Raw genomic sequence first — 17,439 nt, forward strand, 5'->3', positions numbered from 1 at the left:
AATAACAAATAAATATCATGATTCAATACTGAACCACATAAACTGACCTACTCCAGCGCTTCAAAAACGTTTATCGATTATTATGTGAAGGTGGCTGTACGGGTATAAAGGATTCACTTCCCATGTAGCAAGTAGAACGTTGTTATACCTTTAGCTATCACGCTAAGGTCGAAGCGACTTTTGATACACGACCAAAGTATCGACACTAACTAACCGTCACTACCCATCAAACCCAGCATATGTATTTAAAGTAGCCAATAACTGCTTTTATTTGCTTACTAGACTATCGTCCCATAGCCCTGGTAACGCCTACAAATTTCGCTTAAATGGCGTCTAAAAACTCTAATTTTCAACAACATGCAGATCGCAAAAAGCCATTAAGCTGTTTATTGATACCAAAGTCTGGGATTTATTTTTTGACGTTTATTGCCCAGTATTAACAATGAGTCATGCAGGGTAATCGCACGTCACTAACTAACTCGAAACTTCATATCGAATAATAAGGTGACGTGCCAAACAAGCTGACTCACCACTCCTAACGATTGAGTGGCTTCAGACGTGCGATTGCCCTGATGGGTCACACGCTATTCCTCGTGAACTTTCCCAACCTTAAAAAACACAAGTGGAGAGCAACACAATGGCAGACGACAAAACCAATGCTGCTGAATACTGGAAAGCAAACGTCCGCTTAATTTTCGGATGCCTGGCCGTTTGGGCATTTGTTTCTTACGGATGCGCTATCCTTTTCCGCCCACTGCTCGCTGGCATTCCTGTTGGCGGCACTGATCTTGGCTTCTGGTTTGCACAACAGGGCTCAATCCTAACGTTTATCGTGCTGATCTTCTTCTACTCCTGGAAGATGAATAAGCTCGATCAAAAATTTGGCCTTGGGGAGTAAGCCGGTATGAGCCAGTTTGCAATTAACTTACTGTTCGTCGGCGCTTCCTTTGCCTTGTATATAGGCATTGCGATTTGGGCGCGCGCCGGCTCAACGAAAGACTTCTACGTCGCTGGGGGTGGGGTTCACCCAATTACCAACGGGATGGCCACCGCAGCAGATTGGATGTCAGCGGCGTCGTTTATTTCCATGGCGGGTTTGCTGGCCTCCGGTGGCTACGCTAACTCCACCTTCCTGATGGGCTGGACCGGTGGCTACGTTATTCTAGCGATGCTGCTAGCACCTTACCTGCGTAAGTTTGGTAAGTTCACCGTGCCCGACTTCATCGGTGACCGTTTCTACAGCAACACTGCTCGCCTAGTGGCGATCGTGTGCTTGATTGTGGCGTCGGTTACCTACGTTATCGGTCAAATGACCGGTGCGGGTGTGGCGTTCTCACGCTTCCTTGAAGTCAGCAACACTTGGGGTATCTGGTTAGCCGCGCTGATCGTCTTCCTCTACGCCGTATTTGGCGGCATGAAAGGCATCACCTACACCCAGGTGGCCCAGTACATCGTTCTAATCATCGCTTACACCATTCCTGCGGTGTTCATTGCCTTCCAACTAACCGGCAACCCGATTCCGATGTTCGGTATGTTCAGTACCCACACCGAATCCGGCATGCCTTTACTGGCCAAGTTAAATGATGTGGTCAATGCACTTGGCTTCCGGGACTACACTGCTGACGTGGACAACAAGCTCAATATGGTGCTGTTCACCCTGTCGTTGATGGTCGGTACTGCTGGTCTTCCTCACGTTATCATTCGCTTCTTCACCGTACCGAAAGTCGCCGATGCGCGCTGGTCTGCAGGCTGGGCACTGGTATTCATTGCACTGCTTTACCTCACCGCCCCAGCGGTAGGTTCGATGGCACGCCTTAACTTGGCGACAACCGTGTACCCAGAGATGGCTGGTCAGACTGAAAACTATGAAGAGGCGGCGCAGAACCCGATCCTGTACGAAGAGCGTCCAGACTGGGTTCGCACATGGGAAGAAACAGGCCTTATCAGCTTCAACGATCTCAACAACGATGGCCGCATTCAGCTCTATAACGATTCTGCCGACTACTCTGACCGTGGCTGGGAAGGCAACGAGCTAACCGTTAATAACGACATTCTGGTACTCGCTAACCCCGAAATTGCCAATTTGCCCGGCTGGGTTATTGGTTTGATCGCAGCAGGTGGTATTGCGGCGGCACTGTCTACCGCAGCAGGCTTGCTACTGGCGATCTCGTCGGCGATCAGTCACGATTTGATCAAGACCATGATCAATCCCAAGATCACCGAGAAAGGCGAGATGTTGGCGGCGCGAATCTCCATGGGTGGGGCCATTCTATTGGCCACCTATCTGGGGCTTAATCCGCCTGGGTTTGCGGCACAAACGGTGGCGCTGGCCTTTGGTATCGCCGGTGCATCGCTGTTCCCTGCGTTGATGATGGGTATATTCTCCAAGCGGATGAACAGTTCAGGTGCGGTTGCCGGTATGCTGGCGGGCTTGATTTGTACTCTGCTTTATATCTTCACTTACCTGGGCTGGTTCTTCGTACCTGAGACCAATATGCTGGCCAACACGCCGGATAACTGGATCTTCGGTATCTCGCCGCTCTCCTTTGGTGCCGTAGGCGCGATGATCAACTTCGCCGTTGCCTTCGCGGTCTCCAGAGTGACAGCTGCACCGCCGCAGGAAATTCAGGACCTGGTGGAAAGCGTTCGCTATCCGAAAGGTGCTGGCATGGCAGTAGATCACTAAGTCATACTCGTTCCTGACGCGTTATTGCCATGCGGCAATAACGCTTTGGAATCGACCTCACCATCGGGCTTCCTTCGGGAGGCCCGATGGCTTTATATAGACGGCTTTTTGAAGGGATAATTTATGATTTGGCATTTGATCGCCGCCGTTTTTGCAGGCCTTGCGGCTGCCGGGATTGGTCTGATACTGCGCAAGTTGAGCGGCAAACGTTTGCCCACGTGGATAGTGCCGGTGTTTGGCGCGCTGGGAATGTTGGGCTATCAAGTTCAGGTCGAGTACAGCTGGTTTGAGCATAAGCAGGCGCAGCTTCCTGAGACCGCCAAAGTCATTTCAACCGAAAGTAGCACGGCGGTATGGCGTCCATGGACCTTTGCCTTTCCCATGACCACTAAGTTCAGCATGGTCGATAGCGAAAATATTCGCATTAGCGAGCAGGACGGCGCCCGCTTAGCAGAATTTATTCTTTATCAGTTTGAACGTCATCACACCGATATTTTGATAACTCAGCCCTACGTTCTCAATTGTGAGAACCGGGAGCTGGTCCCACTGGACGAAGAGTCTCGCGAACCTATTCTCGAAGAGATACGTACGCTGCGTGAAACCTCTCCGCTGCTCAACAACGTGTGCACATAGACAAATAAAGCCTGGGGTGTAAACAAGCTTAGAGAATGGTCGTACACGGCCCTCCATTTCGCCTAGAATGAAACCTTTTTTATTAGCGCACGTTTAGTGGGTAGCACACTCTGGCGGGGAGAAAGGCATGTTTCACGGCGGGCTACTGGTAGCGGTTTCGTTACTCTATATTGCCGTTCTATTCGGCATCGCTTGGTATGGTGACCGCCGCGCGCGTACCCACGGCGCCACCCGCCGACGTCCGATCATCTATAGCCTGGCGCTGGCAATCTACTGCACCTCGTGGACGTTTTACGGCGCGGTTGGCCAGGCAGCTACTGCGGGCTGGTCGTTTGCAAGCATCTTCGTCGGGCCGATTTTGACGTTTTTGTTGTTCTGGCCGGTGCTGGCCAAGATGATTCGCGTTGCCAAGCATCAGAACGTCACCTCAATTGCCGATTTTATTGCCTCCCGTTACGGTAAAACCCAGTCGCTGGCTGCCTTTGCCAGTCTGGTCGCCCTGGTCGGCACCCTGCCCTACATTGCCCTGCAGCTAAAAGCAGTTTCCACTACTTTTAGCGTTCTTACCGATGCCACCGATGTGACCCATACGCCGCTGTTTGGCGATACGGCCTTCTATGTGGCTATTGTGATGGCGATTTTCGCGATTCTATTTGGCACACGCCACACCGATGCCACAGAACACCACGAAGGGTTAATTCACGCCGTAGCTTTTGAATCGTTAGTCAAGCTGCTCGCCTTCGTGGTGCTTGGCGTCTTTGTTACCTGGGGTATGTTCGATGGCCTGGGTGAGCTGATGGGGCATGCCGAAAGTCAGCTCGAACTCCAGCGCCAATTGGCCAATCAAGATTTTGGCCAGAGCTTCTGGGCACAAACGCTGCTCGCCATGCTGGCGATTCTGTGTCTACCTCGCCAGTTCCACGTGGCGGTGGTGGAGAACATTCACCCTGACGATGCCACGAAAGCGCGCTGGTTATTTCCACTCTACCTGCTGGCCATTGCCTTTTTCGTGGTGCCATTGGCCGCCGCTGGCTTGCTGCTGTTTTCCGAAAGCGGCGTAGAGCCCGACACCTACGTACTGGCACTTTCCATGGCCTCGGGCCACCAGTGGTTAACGCTACTCACCTTTATCGGTGGTTTCTCGGCGGCCACGGGCATGGTAATTGTCGCCGCCGTGGCGGTGTCGATCATGATCTCCAACGAAATCGTTATTCCTGCGCTGTTCCGACTACGCTGGTTTGATACCAAGGCGCGGGATTATGGTCGCTTGGTGCTGCGCGCGCGGCGTTTAACGATTGTCGCCGTACTGGCCATGGCTTATGGCTTCTATCAGCTGATTGCTGAATTTACCTCGCTGGCCTCGATTGGCATGCTCTCGTTTGCTGCCGCCGCCCAATTTGCCCCCGCAGTGATTGGCGGGCTCTACTGGAAGCGCGGTAACCGGCTTGGGGTCATCGTCGGCATGAATGCGGGCTTCGCCATCTGGGCCTATAGCCTGCTAATGCCCGCGATGATCAATGCGGGCGTGCTTCCAACCGCTTGGCTTGACGGCGGCCCATTGGGGCTTAATTGGCTATCACCTACGACGCTGTTCGGCCTCAATTTGGGTGACAGCTTTACCCACGGCGTGATGCTATCCCTCGGGGTTAACCTGTTCTGCTACATTTTCGTTTCCCAGGTGACCTCGCAGCGAGTGGTTGAGCGTATTCAGGCCTCGCTATTTGTGGACAGCGTGGAGACACGTCAAACCTCGGTGAACCGCCCCTGGACCGGCGCGACCACCGTCGGCGATTTAAAAGTCCTCTGCGAGCGCTTTCTCGGTGCGGGTCAGGTAGATCGTGCCTTTGAAGACTACGCTCGCCGAGTGGGTAAGCCGCTGGACGACGGCACTCGTGCCTCAATCGATATTATTCAGTTCACCGAACGCTTTCTGGCCTCGGTGCTGGGCGCTTCATCAGCACGCATCGTGGTTAATTCGGCGCTTCAGGGGCGCGGTATCGGCATCTCAGATGTGATTTCGATTGTCGATGAAGCCTCACAGGTGCTGGAGTTCAACCGCGCGTTGCTCCAGGCCACCATCGAGAATATCAATCAGGGCATCAGCGTGGTCGACCAGAACCTGCGCCTGGTGGTTTGGAACCAGCGCTATCTGGAGCTTTTCCGCTTCCCTGACCACCTGATCCGCGTTGGTGCACCGATAGACCGTATCTTCCGCTACAACGCCCACAACGGTGAGTATGGCCCGGGTGATCCGGAAGAGCATGTCCAGCTACTGCTCGACAACATTCGCGAAGGCCAACCCCACCGCTACGTGCGCTATCGCCAGGATGGCAGCGTGCTGGAAGTTCAGGGTAACCCCATGCCCGGCGGCGGCTTTGTGTATACTTATCAGGATATTACCCAGCAAAAGCGGATCGAAGAGGCGCTGATTCGCTCGGAAAACAATATCCGTATTTATACCGACAATGTGCCCGCGTTGATTGCCTACTTCGACAAAGAGTGCCGTTACCTATTTACCAACCGCGCCTACGAGCAGGCGTTCAACATTGACCGCAATGCCGTCATTGGTCGCCGCTTTGAAGATGTGCTGCAAATCAAGCAGGCGGAAGAGCGTGCGCCATGGGTCGCGCGCGCCTTGAAAGGCGAACGGGTGAGTTTTGAGGTTTCACTACGGGTGAATGGGGCCATGCGCTATATGCTGGTCACTTACACGCCGCACTTTGGCGACAGTCAGGCGATCCTGGGCTTTTTTGCACTTTATCAGGATATTACCGAACGCCGTCAGGCCGAGATTGCCCTTAAAGAGACCAACGAAACGCTGGAGGAGCGCGTGCGCGAACGCACCCAGGCGCTCTCTGAAGCCAACGCGGCATTGCGCCAGGAGAACCGGGTACGCGCCGAGGCGGAGCTCGCCCTGCGCCAGGCTAAGCAGCTCGCGGAAGATGCTAACGCGTCTAAGACTCGCTTTTTGGCCGCGGCGAGCCACGACTTACTGCAGCCGCTTAACGCGGCACGGCTATTTACCTCCGCGCTAATGCAAAACGTGACCACCACCGATACCCAACGCATCGTTGGCCATATCGATAACTCGCTGCAAGCTGCCGAAGAGTTGCTCAGCACCCTGCTGGATATCTCCAAGCTGGACGCAGGCGCCTTAACGCCACGCCGCAGTCACTTTGCCCTAGCCGATATCTTCCGCCCCTTACGCGCCGAGTTTGAGGTCATGGCGGACGACCGCGGATTGGACTTAGAAGTCGTGACTACCCGGCTTTGGGTAGACTCAGACCCCCAGATGCTGCGCCGTATCGTGCAGAATTTCTTGTCTAATGCCATTCGCTACACCCAAGAGGGGCGCGTACTGCTGGGCTGCCGCCGCCAAAACGGCTGGCTCTCTATTGAAGTGTGGGACAGCGGCCCCGGCATTCCCGAATCTAAATTGAGCGAGATTTTTCAGGAATTCCGCCGCCTGGATCAGGTCTCCCGCCACAAAGAGAGTGAGAAAGGCCTAGGGCTGGGGCTCTCCATTGCCGACCGTATGAGCCGGGTGCTGGATCACCCCATCAAAGTGCGCTCGACGGTAGGCAAAGGCGCCGTTTTCTCGGTTAACGTGCCGATTGTGGCTGCCCACGAAGCCAGTAGTAACGAGCTTGAGCCACACGCCCGACGCGGCAGCCATAAGCTTAGCGGTACACGGATTGTATGTATCGACAATGAGACGCTGATTCTGGAAGGCATGACCGCCATGCTTAGCGGCTGGGGCTGCGAGGTGTTTACCGCCACCAGTATCGGTGGGGCCAAATCGATCCTACGCAATATGGATGGCGACCCTGACGCTATTCTGGCGGACTACCACCTGGATAACGAAGTCACGGGGTTAATGGCGTTAGAAGCGCTTAGCGAGCGTTTTGAGGGGGCGGTACCGGGAATCGTGATTACCGCTGACCGTACCGAAGCGGTGGCCGAAGAGATCAAACGGTCAGGCTATCAACTGCTGCTGAAGCCCGTCAAACCGGCGGCACTGCGTGCGCTATTGACGCGCACGCTGCAGGCCAATCGCGCGGCGCGTTAAACGCGCCGCGGTTCATTTAGTGGTGCTTAGGAAACGACTTTTGGTGGCTCTACTTCAAGTTTCTGAGCTGCGATAACCGCTTGGGTACGCGAGTGCACGCCCAGCTTACGTAGAATCGCCGTAACGTGGGCCTTGATGGTCGCTTCAGAAACGCTCAATTCATAAGCGATCTGTTTGTTCAGCAGACCTTCGGTCAGCATATTCAGCACGCGAAACTGCTGGGGCGTTAATGAAGCGATCGCCTCGGCAAAGCGCGACTCCTCTTCACTGGTCTCTTCCAGCACGTTGGCTAATGCCTCAGGCAGCCACACTTCGCCCTGCAGAATTTCGCCGACGGCCTCGGCAATCAGCTGCAGTGAGGACGATTTAGGGATAAAACCCGACGCGCCGTAGTCAATAGCACGACGCACCACATAGGGTTCATCACTGCCAGACACTACTGCGACGGGTATATCAGGCATCTGACCACGCAGTTGGATCAAACCTGAGAAGCCGTGGGCTCCCGGCATGTGCAGATCCAGCAGAATCAAATCGGCATCTGGGTGGCGATTCACCACGTCGGTGGTGGCTTCCATGGTATCCGCTTCGACAATTTCCGCCTGGGGGGCCAACTGGCGTAACGCTTGGGTCAGCGCTGCACGAAACAGCGGGTGATCGTCAGCGACGATAAACTTATGAGCTACTGCCATGGATATTCCTCCGGTTCCTCGAGCAGCGGGGTTGTCTGCCGCCGCGACGCTAGGCTCTTACGGTTGTGAAGCATGGTACCCCATGGGCTTCATCATGCCCAAGCATCACATGCACAATTTATAATAGATCGTTCATACAAGTGAAACGCGTATCTATAAACGCATATCTATAAACCCATATATATAAACACAATCGTGCCGACCTACTCAGGTCGGCACGGTTTTGAGTCGGCAAACAAGCTTTATTGGGCTAAATAGCCTAAAGCGTTGTCGCCATTATTGGTTGGCGCGATGCTCAATCAGCTCATCGACCACCGAAGGATCGGCCAGCGTACTGGTATCGCCCAAGCCATCACACTCGTTGGCGGCAATCTTGCGCAGGATACGGCGCATGATTTTACCCGAGCGGGTTTTCGGCAAACCTGGCGCCCACTGGATGACATCGGGTGAAGCAATCGGGCCGATATCCTTGCGCACCCACTGGGTCAGCTCTTTTTTGAGTTCGTCTGTCGCCTCGATACCATCATTCAGGGTGACATAGATATAGATGCCTTGTCCCTTAATATCGTGAGGGAAGCCAACCACGGCTGCTTCCGCAACGGCGCTATGTGCTACCAGAGAGGACTCAATCTCTGCGGTGCCCATGCGGTGACCAGACACGTTCAGAACATCATCCACACGACCCGTGATCCAGTAGTAGCCATCCTCATCGCGGCGACAACCGTCACCCGTGAAGTACATACCGTCGTAGGTCGAGAAGTAGGTCTGGACATAGCGCTCGTGGTCACCCCAAATTGAGCGCGCCTGACCCGGCCAGGCGTCAAGAATCACCAGATTACCTTCAGTAGCGCCTTCCAGTTTATTCCCTTCGTTATCGACCAGCGCGGGCTTCACGCCGAAGAACGGTACGGTCGCAGAACCAGGTTTAAGCGGCGTAGCACCCGGTAGCGGCGCAATCATGATGCCGCCGGTTTCGGTTTGCCACCAGGTATCCACGATCGGGCAATTTTCGTTGCCGATAACGCGGTAGAACCACTCCCAGGCTTCCGGGTTAATCGGTTCACCCACTGAGCCCAACAGACGCAGACTATCGCGCTTGCTAGAGTCCATAACATTGTCGCCATGGGCCATCAGAGCACGCACTGCGGTGGGCGCAGTATAGAGAATGTTGACGTTGTGCTTATCAACGATCTCCCCCAAACGGCCATGGCTGGGATAGCTGGGGACGCCCTCAAACATCAGGGTAGTTGCACCATTGGCCAAGGGGCCATAAACGATATAACTATGGCCAGTGACCCAGCCAACGTCTGCGGTGCACCAGTAAATTTCGCCCTCTTGATAGTCAAACACGTACTGGTGGGTCATGGCGGCATAGGTCAAGTAGCCGCCGGTGGTGTGTTTCAAGCCTTTAGGCGCACCGGTAGAACCCGAGGTGTAGAGAATAAACAGCGGGTCTTCGGCGCCCATGGCTTCTGGTTCACACTCGCTGGACTGCTTGTCGACCAGCTCGTCAAACCAGACATCGCGGCCCTCTTTCCAATCAATCTCACCTCCGGTGCGCTTCACTACAAGGACGTTTTTGCACACATCGGTGCCGTCACGGGTCAGCGCGGCGTCCACGTTCTCCTTAAGCGGCACATGCTTGCCGCCGCGCACCGACTCATCGGCGGTAATCACCAGTTTGGAGTCGGCGCCAATCACCCGCTGGGCAACGGCGTCCGGCGAGAAGCCGCCAAAGACAACCGAGTGAACGGCCCCAATGCGCGAACAGGCAAGCATCGCCATGGCCGCTTCGGGAATCATCGGCATATACAGCGTGACGGTATCGCCTTTACCGATGCCCAGCTCTTTCAGCGCGTTAGCCAGCTGATTCGTACGGGCATAGAGTTCGCGATAGGTAATATGCTTGGACTCATCGGGGTTGTCGCCTTCCCAGATGATCGCCGTTTGATCACCACGCTTATCCAGATGGCGGTCAAGGCAGTTGGCGCTGACGTTCAGCAGGCCATCTTCAAACCAACGAATATCGACATTGTCACGCGCAAAGGAGGTATTTTTGATTTTGCTGGGCGCTTTGATCCAGTCGAGCCGCTTGGCTTGTTCAGCCCAGAAGCCTTCCGGGTCGTCTATCGACTGCTGATACATGGCCTCATATTTGGCTTTATCGGCCCAGGCATTGGCGGCGAAATCGTCGCGCACCGGATAGACGTTCTGTTGATCGCTCATAAAATTGCCTCTGTCCGTGAAAATGCACTCTCTAAGAAACTGTAGTCGATACGATGATTTATGGGGCTTATTGGGCGTATCGACTGCCATTAATGTTCCCCTAGCATAAACCTCCTCGCGCGGGCTTCCCTTTAGACATTGGTATTATCATTTTTTATTTAAAAAACAGACATTTATAAACGAATCACAAATCAACTTCCGGCCTGTAGACCAATGTCTTAGCACAGTGTCGACAACGGTAATGACGCCCGTTTACCACTAAAGCATGACGTCTCGGGGTAAATTGATGAAACCGGCAATCGCACTGGTAACGATAAGGTGCGGACTGCGCCTGCTTAATATCAAATCGATGGGTCACACTAGGAACTAAGCCGAAGAGGTCGCGCATCACCGTTTTCCACTCGCGGCCGTGGGGTTTTAAACGCGGGCCGTTGTCCAAATGAAACACCAGCCAGTGAGCCATTTCGTGGGGGATCACCTCATCAAAAAACGCCGTCCGGTTCTCACTCAGCAGCACCGGGTTCAAGCGTAACCCGCCGTGACCAAGATGCGCCTGTCCAGCCGAAGCACCGCGCAGGTTAAACCACACCTTTGGTGCTGGCAGCGCCGGGCACACTTCACAGCAGCGCTGCCACGCTTGCTCAACGCGAGAACGCGCGGCCTGGTGCAACGCTGTTTCTGACATAGCTGCCAATTCAGTGGCAGGCCAAGGGGGCAGTGGTGACGTCTTCATTAGTGATAAACTAACCGTTATAGATAACCATTGATGAACGATTTGTACTGACGAGGCTTTACTCATGGCAGAGCGCAGTGACACGCCCGATACAACCACGCCACCACAGCCACTGCTCGAGGATGAGCAGTTGGATAGATTGGACGACTTCCTCGACTCTGATCAAGTGGACGAAGACGCCTTGGATCTGATCTCTGCTCATGGCTTTTTAGTGGCACTTGCCGTGGCCCCCAGCGAAGTGCCACCTACCCAGTGGCTGGCTGAGCTGTTTCAGGGTGAGCCACGCTACGTCGACGACACCGAGCGTGACGAGATTATCAGCCTGCTCACGCTACTGCGTGACAACGCGGTGGCGGTACTCGAGCAAGGCGGCTTGCCGGAACTGCCGTTTGAGCTAACCCTGGGGGGCGAACCCGCCGAAGAAACCCCCATTGGCGACTGGTGTGCGGGCTTTATGGAGGGCGTTTTCAGCGACGAAAGCGCTTGGTTCCAGGACGATGAAGAAGCCGCCGCCACTCTGCTCCTGCCGTTTATGCTGCTTTCTGGGCTATTCGACGATGAGCCGGACATGGCCGAACTGGCTAAGGATCAAGCGCGTCAGGAGTCTCTCGTGGTGCAACTGCCAGAGCTCGTTCTGGACCTTTACCTGCATTACCGCGTGCCGCCGGAAACCCCCAAACCCAAGCCACGCAAGAAAACGCCCGCAAAGGGTAAGAAACGCTAGTGCTATCAGTAGCCCTCATTTGAGCCGCGTGATGATTCCATCCAATAATCCATAGATCCACTCTTTGGCGCGCTGCCCCCAGGGGCGCGCCGCCCAGGCCGCTGCATCCACCTCCTGGCTAGCGGCAAAGTTGCGCTCAAATAGCTCGCGTACGTCAGCCGCTAGCTGTGGGTCCATCGCTTCTTGGTTTGCTTCTAGGTTCCAGTGCAAATTCCAGTGATCAAAGTTACACGAACCAATGCTTACCCACTCATCGGCAAGCACGAATTTGGCATGGATAAAGGTTGGCTGAAACTCATAAATACGCACGCCCGCTTTCAGCAACGAATGGTAGAAACGTTGGCCAGCAAAACGCACGCTGGGGTGGTCATGCTTTTCCCCAGGCAGCAGTAAGCGCACGTCGATCCCGCGCCGGGCGGCCCGAACCAAGCGCCGACGTAGCGCGAAGGTCGGCACAAAATAGGGGGTACACAGCCATAGCTGTTTTTGTGCATGATTAACCCGCTCATGCAGTGAATGGCGAATGGCCTGGTATCGATAGCCCCGTGCCGACATCGCTCGCCCAGGTACGCCATTCGCATGCGTTCGAGGTTCACGCCGATCAGGCAACGCCCCCGGGCTTTTATCGCCTTTCTCATTGCGGGTTAGCCGCGAGCTCCAAAGCCGGCGGAAAAGCTGCTCCCAGTCAGCCACCACTGGTCCATCAATACGCAGCGCAATCTCATACCAGGCACTGAGAAACTCATCGACCGCACCAAAGCCACCGGTAAACGCAAGCTCGCCGTCAATCACGACTATTTTGCGGTGATCGCGGCTTAAATTAAGTGCTAAGGAGTGAAAACCGATCGGGTTAAAAAAGCGCAGCATTACACCACCATCTCTTAACCGCTGACGATCCTCGTTGGAGAGACCCATCGAGCCATACCCATCCAGCAGCAAATAGACACTGACGCCGCGCTGGACAGCATCAATAAGCGCATCACTGACTTGATCTGCAAGCTCTCCCGACTCCATCAAATAGAGCTCGATCAACACATAGTGACGCGCACTATGTACTGCTTCAAACATGGCCGGCAGAAAGCGTGTGGCCTCTGGCAGCAGCGTAAATCGATTACCTTCTCGCCACGCGTTCTGCATGGGTGCTCCTTGCGGTACTGCCGATAAGCGAGCCGATTAGCGCACTAATGAGCGATGTACATATAAATCGTAGCGGCTGGTTTTACCCTCAAGGGTATGCTGCGGCGCTGGGCCCGCAATAGGCGGCGCCTTTCGGGGGCGCTTTACCACCACGCGATGAGTCGCCACGTCCAGCGCCGCTTCAAGCAGACGCGGAGCGTCGTCATCATCACCCGCTAACTCACGAAACAGACGCATCTCTTTTTTTACCAAGGCCGATTTTTCACGGTGGGGAAACATCGGATCGAGATGAATTACCTGAGGCGCAAAATGAGCGCTGGCGACAAGCTCCACCAGTGATTGAGCCGCATCGCCATGGCGCAGCGTCATTCGGGCGGCAATGTCTGCCGTGTCGCTATGCCTGGCGGCGCGCGCCAGGCCATCGCCCAGCAGCGCCGCAATCGCCGCGACCCGCTCAATCAACAGCACCTGGGCACCTAGACTGGCCAGCACAAACGCATCGCGGCCTAGCCCTGCCGTTGCATCAACAATGCTGGGTGACATGCCCTTGGCTAGCCCACAAGCCTTTGCAACTAGCTGGCCACGCCCACCGCCAAAGCGTCGACGATGGGCCGCTTTGCCCGCCACGAAATCAACGTTAAGCGGCTTACCGTAGCGTTTTTCATCACCGACCAGCACCAACCCTTCTTCGTCCTGCACCAAGCGAAGGCCGTCAGGCAGCACGATGCTTTCAACATCGCTCTTCGCAATGCTCATGCGGGCTTTTTCCAAGCGACGTCGTTACGCAGATATACCGGTTGAACCAAATGCGCCGACTGACCCAACCCAGCGGCAAAATCACGCGCCGCCAGCCACGCCATCTCTTCGGCGCGGGGCTCTAAATCACCCAAATGCTGGGGCATGCTTAGCTGCACATCGACAGTAAAGCGGTCCCATAGCGAAAAGCCGCTGCCCACGCCTACCCAATCGGTTTCGTCGCCAGGCAGTCGCAGTGCCTCTGGGGCCAGCACGGCCTCGGCGCTCATCGGCGTAATAGTGTCTTTCAGGCAGTGCCAGGTCGCGGCATATATCTCGCCCATGCGGGCATCCAACGCCGTCACCACGTGGCGGAGGTGATAACGGCGATGGGCCTGAAGGGCTAGCGCTTCCAGCGTAGAGATTCCCAGTAGCGGGCAGTCGAGGCCAAACGCCAGCCCTTGGGCTGCTCCCGCCGCGATACGCAGTCCGGTAAACGAACCCGGGCCACGACCAAACGCTACGGCATCAAGCTGGGAAGGCGTTACCTGCGCTTCAGCAAGCACTTCATCCACCATCGGCAACAGTCGACGGGTATGGGCACGAGGCGTCATCTCAAAGCGCGCCAGGCACTCAGTACCAGAGTCGTCTTGGCGCAGTAGGGCTGCAGAGCAGGCGCTTGAAGAGGCGTCCAGGGCGAGCAGATGTAACGGCATAGCAAGTGGCCACTCGAAAGAAAGGTTGCTGCATTATACCTTTGTCACGCTAATACGACGATGGCCCGCATTGAGCGGGCCATCGGCAAAGGCGTAAAACGCTTTTTTAGCTATGCGCTTTTATCAGCTAAGGGCTTCTTTTACCTGACGGGTGATATCCGTCACGCTGCCGACGCCTTCGATGCGGTGGTACTGGGGGGCGCTCTGTGGGTCCTGCGCGGCCCACTGCTGGTAGTAATCGACCAGCGGTGCCGTTTGATCGTGATAAACCGACAAGCGATTACGCACCGTGGACTCTTGATCGTCCTCACGCTGGATAAGCGTTTCGCCAGTGACGTCATCTTTACCCGGTTCTTTGGGCGGATTGTGATCAACGTGATAGACGCGACCTGACGCTTGGTGAACACGACGCCCCGCCAAGCGGCTAACGATCTCTTCATCGGGTACGGCAATTTCCACCACGTGATCCAGTTTGACGCCGCCCTCTTTCATGGCGTCGGCCTGGGGAATCGTTCGCGGGAAGCCATCGAACAGAAAGCCATTTTCGCAGTCGGGCTGGCTGATGCGTTCTTTAACCAGATCAATAATGATGTCATCGGACACCAAACCACCGCTGTTCATGATCTCTTTTACTTTCAGGCCCAGCTCTGTGCCATCTTTAATGGCCGTGCGCAGCATATCCCCGGTGGAAATCTGAGGAATCTTAAATTGCTCGCAAATAAACTGAGCTTGAGTCCCCTTCCCCGCGCCGGGGGCACCCAACAGGATTAAACGCATGGCACTGCTCCTTGAAGTTCTTAGTATGAAAAAAGCGTATGAAAAATGAGTATGAAAATTCTGTTAATTGACAATAACCGCGCCTCTCGGGCGACACAACTCCCCAAAAGCCTGAGAGACCCGCTTTTATCTCACTTTTTTAAAATTAAAACAGACAGGTGGCGCAAAACTACCACTTTGGTCGCCCTGCTATAAATTTGGCAAACACAAGCGGCGCCCCGAGGGGCGCCGCTTGTGTGAGCACATCGCTACCAATTACAGCAGTAAGCGACGTATATCAGTCAGCACATCTGCCAGGAAGGCAGTAAAGCGTGCCGCATCGGCGCCATTGATCGCGCGGTGATCGTAGGAGAGCGAGAGCGGCATCATCAGGCGCGGCTGGAAGGCGCTGCCATCCCAAACCGGCTTCATCTGCGCTTTGGACACGCCCAGAATGGCCACTTCCGGTGCGTTAACGATCGGTGTAAACGCCGTGCCACCAATCGAACCGAGGCTCGAAATAGTGAAGCAGCCACCGGTCATCTCATCGCGCTTGAGCTTTTTGGTCTGGGCTTTCTTGCCTAGCTCCGCCATCTCTTTGGCAATCTCGATCAATGATTTTTTGTCGGCGTTGCGTACTACCGGCACCATTAGACCATCAGGTGTGTCAACGGCAATACCGATATGGACATAGTTCTTCCATACCAGGGTTTCGCCGTCCCCCTTCAGACTGACGTTGAACTGCGGGAATTTACGCAGCGCAAAGGCACAGGCTTTGACCATAAATGGCAGCGGCGTCAGTTTGGCGCCCTGGGCTTCAGCCTCTGCTTTCATCGCCTTGCGGAAAGCTTCCAGCTCGGTGATGTCCGCTTCGTCGAACTGCGTGACGTGGGGCACATTGAGCCAGCTACGATGCAGGTTGGTCGCGCCCATCTTGAGCAGACGCCCCATCGGCTTCTCTTCCACTTCACCAAACTGGCTGAAGTCGACTTCCGGGATCGGCGGAATGCCCGCACCGCCGGTGGCCGCAGCTGCAGCGCCGGGCTGTGCTTTACCCTGATTGGCAACCGCTTGCTTCACGTAGGACTGTACGTCCTCTTTAAGCACGCGATCTTTCGGGCCACTGGGTTTCACCAGCTCTAAATCGACGCCCAGCTCACGAGCCAGCATACGCACCGCAGGTCCAGCGTGAACCAGCTTGCCATCGCGGGGCTTATGGGCCGCCATCTGGGCTTCGGGACTGGGCGTACCCGCCGGAGATTCAGTGGCCTTGGACGGCTTATCTTTTTTAGGCTCAGATTTTTCGGGTGCGGCTTTTTTCGGTGTCGCTTTTTTGGCGCCAGCGACTTCCATATAGCCAATCACATCGCCTTCAGAGACGGTGTCGCCCTCTTTTACGGTCAACTCCAGGAGTTTGCCTTTATAGGGGCTGGGCACGTCCATCGAGGCTTTATCGGACTCTAGAGTGATGAGCGGGTCTTCTTCGTTGACCTCGTCACCCGCCGCTACGCCGATCTCGATAATCGGCACGTCAGAGGAGCCAGAAAGATCCGGTACGCGAATCTCTTTGCGCTCCGGGCCGCTGTCGGCCTCTTCCTGATCGTCTTCGCTAGACTCTTCCGGCTCGCTGCTGGCTTGGCTAGAGGCGTCTGAAGAAGTGCTCTCTTCAGACGCTTCCTCGCTCTCGTCATCGCCTTCGCTCGTAATCTCCATCTTACCGATCACATCGCCTTCAGAAACCGTGTCACCCTCTTTCACGGTAAAGCTGACGATCTTACCGCTATGGGGGCTGGGCACGTCCATGGAGGCTTTGTCAGACTCCAGCGTGATCAGCGTGTCTTCGGCCTCAACTTCATCGCCTTCGCCTACCGCGACTTCGATGATTTCGACGCTGTCAGAGCCACCGAGATCGGGCACTTTAATATCAACCGTCTGCTTACCACCGGCGGATTTCTTAGCCGCGGGCTTTTGCTCTTGCGGTTGCTCTTTAGACTGCTCTTGAGAAGGCTCTTTGGGTTTTTCTTGCTTCGCTGGAGCCTCTTCGGGCTGGCTATCAGACGAGCTCTCTTGCGTCTCGTCGGTGCCACCTTCGACTTCCAGCTCAACGATATCGTCACCTTCAGAGACGCTATCGCCTTCTTTGACCAGCACTTTGAGTACCTTGCCGCCTTTCGGGGCCGGTACGTCCATGCTGGCTTTGTCGGATTCCAGAGTGATCAGGGTGTCTTCCGCTTCAATGACGTCGCCTTCTGACACCGCAATCTCGATGATTTCGACATCGGTATCGCCGCCGATATCGGGAACTTTGATGATTTCGCTACTCAAGGTCGCGCTC

General features: G+C 55.2%; 13 protein-coding genes. 5 read left to right on the forward strand and 8 right to left on the reverse strand.

Annotated elements, in window-relative coordinates:
- Positions 1-637 precede the first annotated feature (637 nt).
- From QEN58_RS15275 to QEN58_RS15290, 4 genes are all read left to right on the forward strand, one after another.
- Positions 638-898 carry a DUF4212 domain-containing protein gene (locus QEN58_RS15275; protein WP_280104471.1) on the forward strand — a complete coding sequence of 87 codons (261 nt, stop codon included), beginning with the start codon at positions 638-640 and terminating at the stop codon, positions 896-898.
- A 6-nt stretch (positions 899-904) separates the two neighbouring features.
- The gene (locus QEN58_RS15280) at positions 905-2,686 is read left to right on the forward strand and encodes a sodium:solute symporter family protein (RefSeq protein WP_280104472.1); all 1,782 of its coding nucleotides are present in this window, start codon (positions 905-907) and stop codon (positions 2,684-2,686) included.
- Positions 2,687-2,809: 123 nt separating this feature from the next.
- Positions 2,810-3,319 (forward strand): hypothetical protein, encoded by a 510-nt coding sequence (locus tag QEN58_RS15285; protein ID WP_280104473.1) that lies wholly within the window; start codon positions 2,810-2,812, stop codon positions 3,317-3,319.
- A gap of 127 nt (positions 3,320-3,446) precedes the next feature.
- On the forward strand, positions 3,447-7,388 hold the full coding sequence (locus QEN58_RS15290) for a hybrid sensor histidine kinase/response regulator (RefSeq protein WP_280104474.1): 3,942 nt from the start codon (positions 3,447-3,449) through the stop codon (positions 7,386-7,388).
- 26 nt (positions 7,389-7,414) lie between these two features.
- On the opposite strand, the gene QEN58_RS15295 is transcribed toward QEN58_RS15290, so the two are convergent.
- The 3 genes from QEN58_RS15295 to QEN58_RS15305 all read right to left on the reverse strand — a co-directional run bounded on the left by QEN58_RS15295 (position 7,415) and on the right by QEN58_RS15305 (position 11,036).
- Positions 7,415-8,077, reverse strand: coding sequence for a response regulator (locus QEN58_RS15295; RefSeq protein ID WP_007113812.1), 663 nt, complete (start codon positions 8,075-8,077; stop codon positions 7,415-7,417).
- A gap of 276 nt (positions 8,078-8,353) precedes the next feature.
- Positions 8,354-10,303, reverse strand: coding sequence for an acetate--CoA ligase (gene acs, locus QEN58_RS15300; RefSeq protein ID WP_280104475.1), 1,950 nt, complete (start codon positions 10,301-10,303; stop codon positions 8,354-8,356).
- A 184-nt stretch (positions 10,304-10,487) separates the two neighbouring features.
- A complete protein-coding gene (locus QEN58_RS15305) occupies positions 10,488-11,036 on the reverse strand; it encodes a SprT family zinc-dependent metalloprotease (RefSeq protein ID WP_280104476.1) in 549 nt (182 codons plus the stop codon).
- Between the two features lie 64 nt (positions 11,037-11,100).
- On the opposite strand from QEN58_RS15305, the gene QEN58_RS15310 reads away from it, so the two are divergent.
- The gene (locus QEN58_RS15310; protein WP_280104477.1) at positions 11,101-11,760 is read left to right on the forward strand and encodes a YecA/YgfB family protein; all 660 of its coding nucleotides are present in this window, start codon (positions 11,101-11,103) and stop codon (positions 11,758-11,760) included.
- Positions 11,761-11,775: 15 nt separating this feature from the next.
- Here the strand turns inward: QEN58_RS15310 and QEN58_RS15315 are convergent, their stop codons facing one another.
- The 5 genes from QEN58_RS15315 to aceF form a co-directional block, all read right to left on the reverse strand.
- Positions 11,776-12,897 (reverse strand): phospholipase D-like domain-containing protein, encoded by a 1,122-nt coding sequence (locus QEN58_RS15315; RefSeq protein ID WP_280104478.1) that lies wholly within the window; start codon positions 12,895-12,897, stop codon positions 11,776-11,778.
- A 36-nt stretch (positions 12,898-12,933) separates the two neighbouring features.
- Positions 12,934-13,653 carry a class I SAM-dependent methyltransferase gene (locus tag QEN58_RS15320; protein WP_280104479.1) on the reverse strand — a complete coding sequence of 240 codons (720 nt, stop codon included), beginning with the start codon at positions 13,651-13,653 and terminating at the stop codon, positions 12,934-12,936.
- Positions 13,650-14,348 carry a tRNA (adenosine(37)-N6)-threonylcarbamoyltransferase complex dimerization subunit type 1 TsaB gene (gene tsaB / locus QEN58_RS15325; RefSeq protein ID WP_280104480.1) on the reverse strand — a complete coding sequence of 233 codons (699 nt, stop codon included), beginning with the start codon at positions 14,346-14,348 and terminating at the stop codon, positions 13,650-13,652. The genes QEN58_RS15320 and tsaB overlap by 4 nt, the downstream gene beginning before the upstream one ends.
- A gap of 123 nt (positions 14,349-14,471) precedes the next feature.
- Positions 14,472-15,125 carry an adenylate kinase gene (gene adk, locus QEN58_RS15330; RefSeq protein WP_179916833.1) on the reverse strand — a complete coding sequence of 218 codons (654 nt, stop codon included), beginning with the start codon at positions 15,123-15,125 and terminating at the stop codon, positions 14,472-14,474.
- Between the two features lie 255 nt (positions 15,126-15,380).
- Positions 15,381-17,429: a dihydrolipoyllysine-residue acetyltransferase gene (gene aceF, locus QEN58_RS15335; RefSeq protein WP_280104481.1), complete on the reverse strand. Its 2,049-nt coding sequence runs from the start codon at positions 17,427-17,429 to the stop codon at positions 15,381-15,383.
- Positions 17,430-17,439 lie beyond the last annotated feature (10 nt).

Source organism: Halomonas alkaliantarctica, from assembly GCF_029854215.1.
GTDB lineage: Bacteria > Pseudomonadota > Gammaproteobacteria > Pseudomonadales > Halomonadaceae > Vreelandella > Vreelandella alkaliantarctica_A.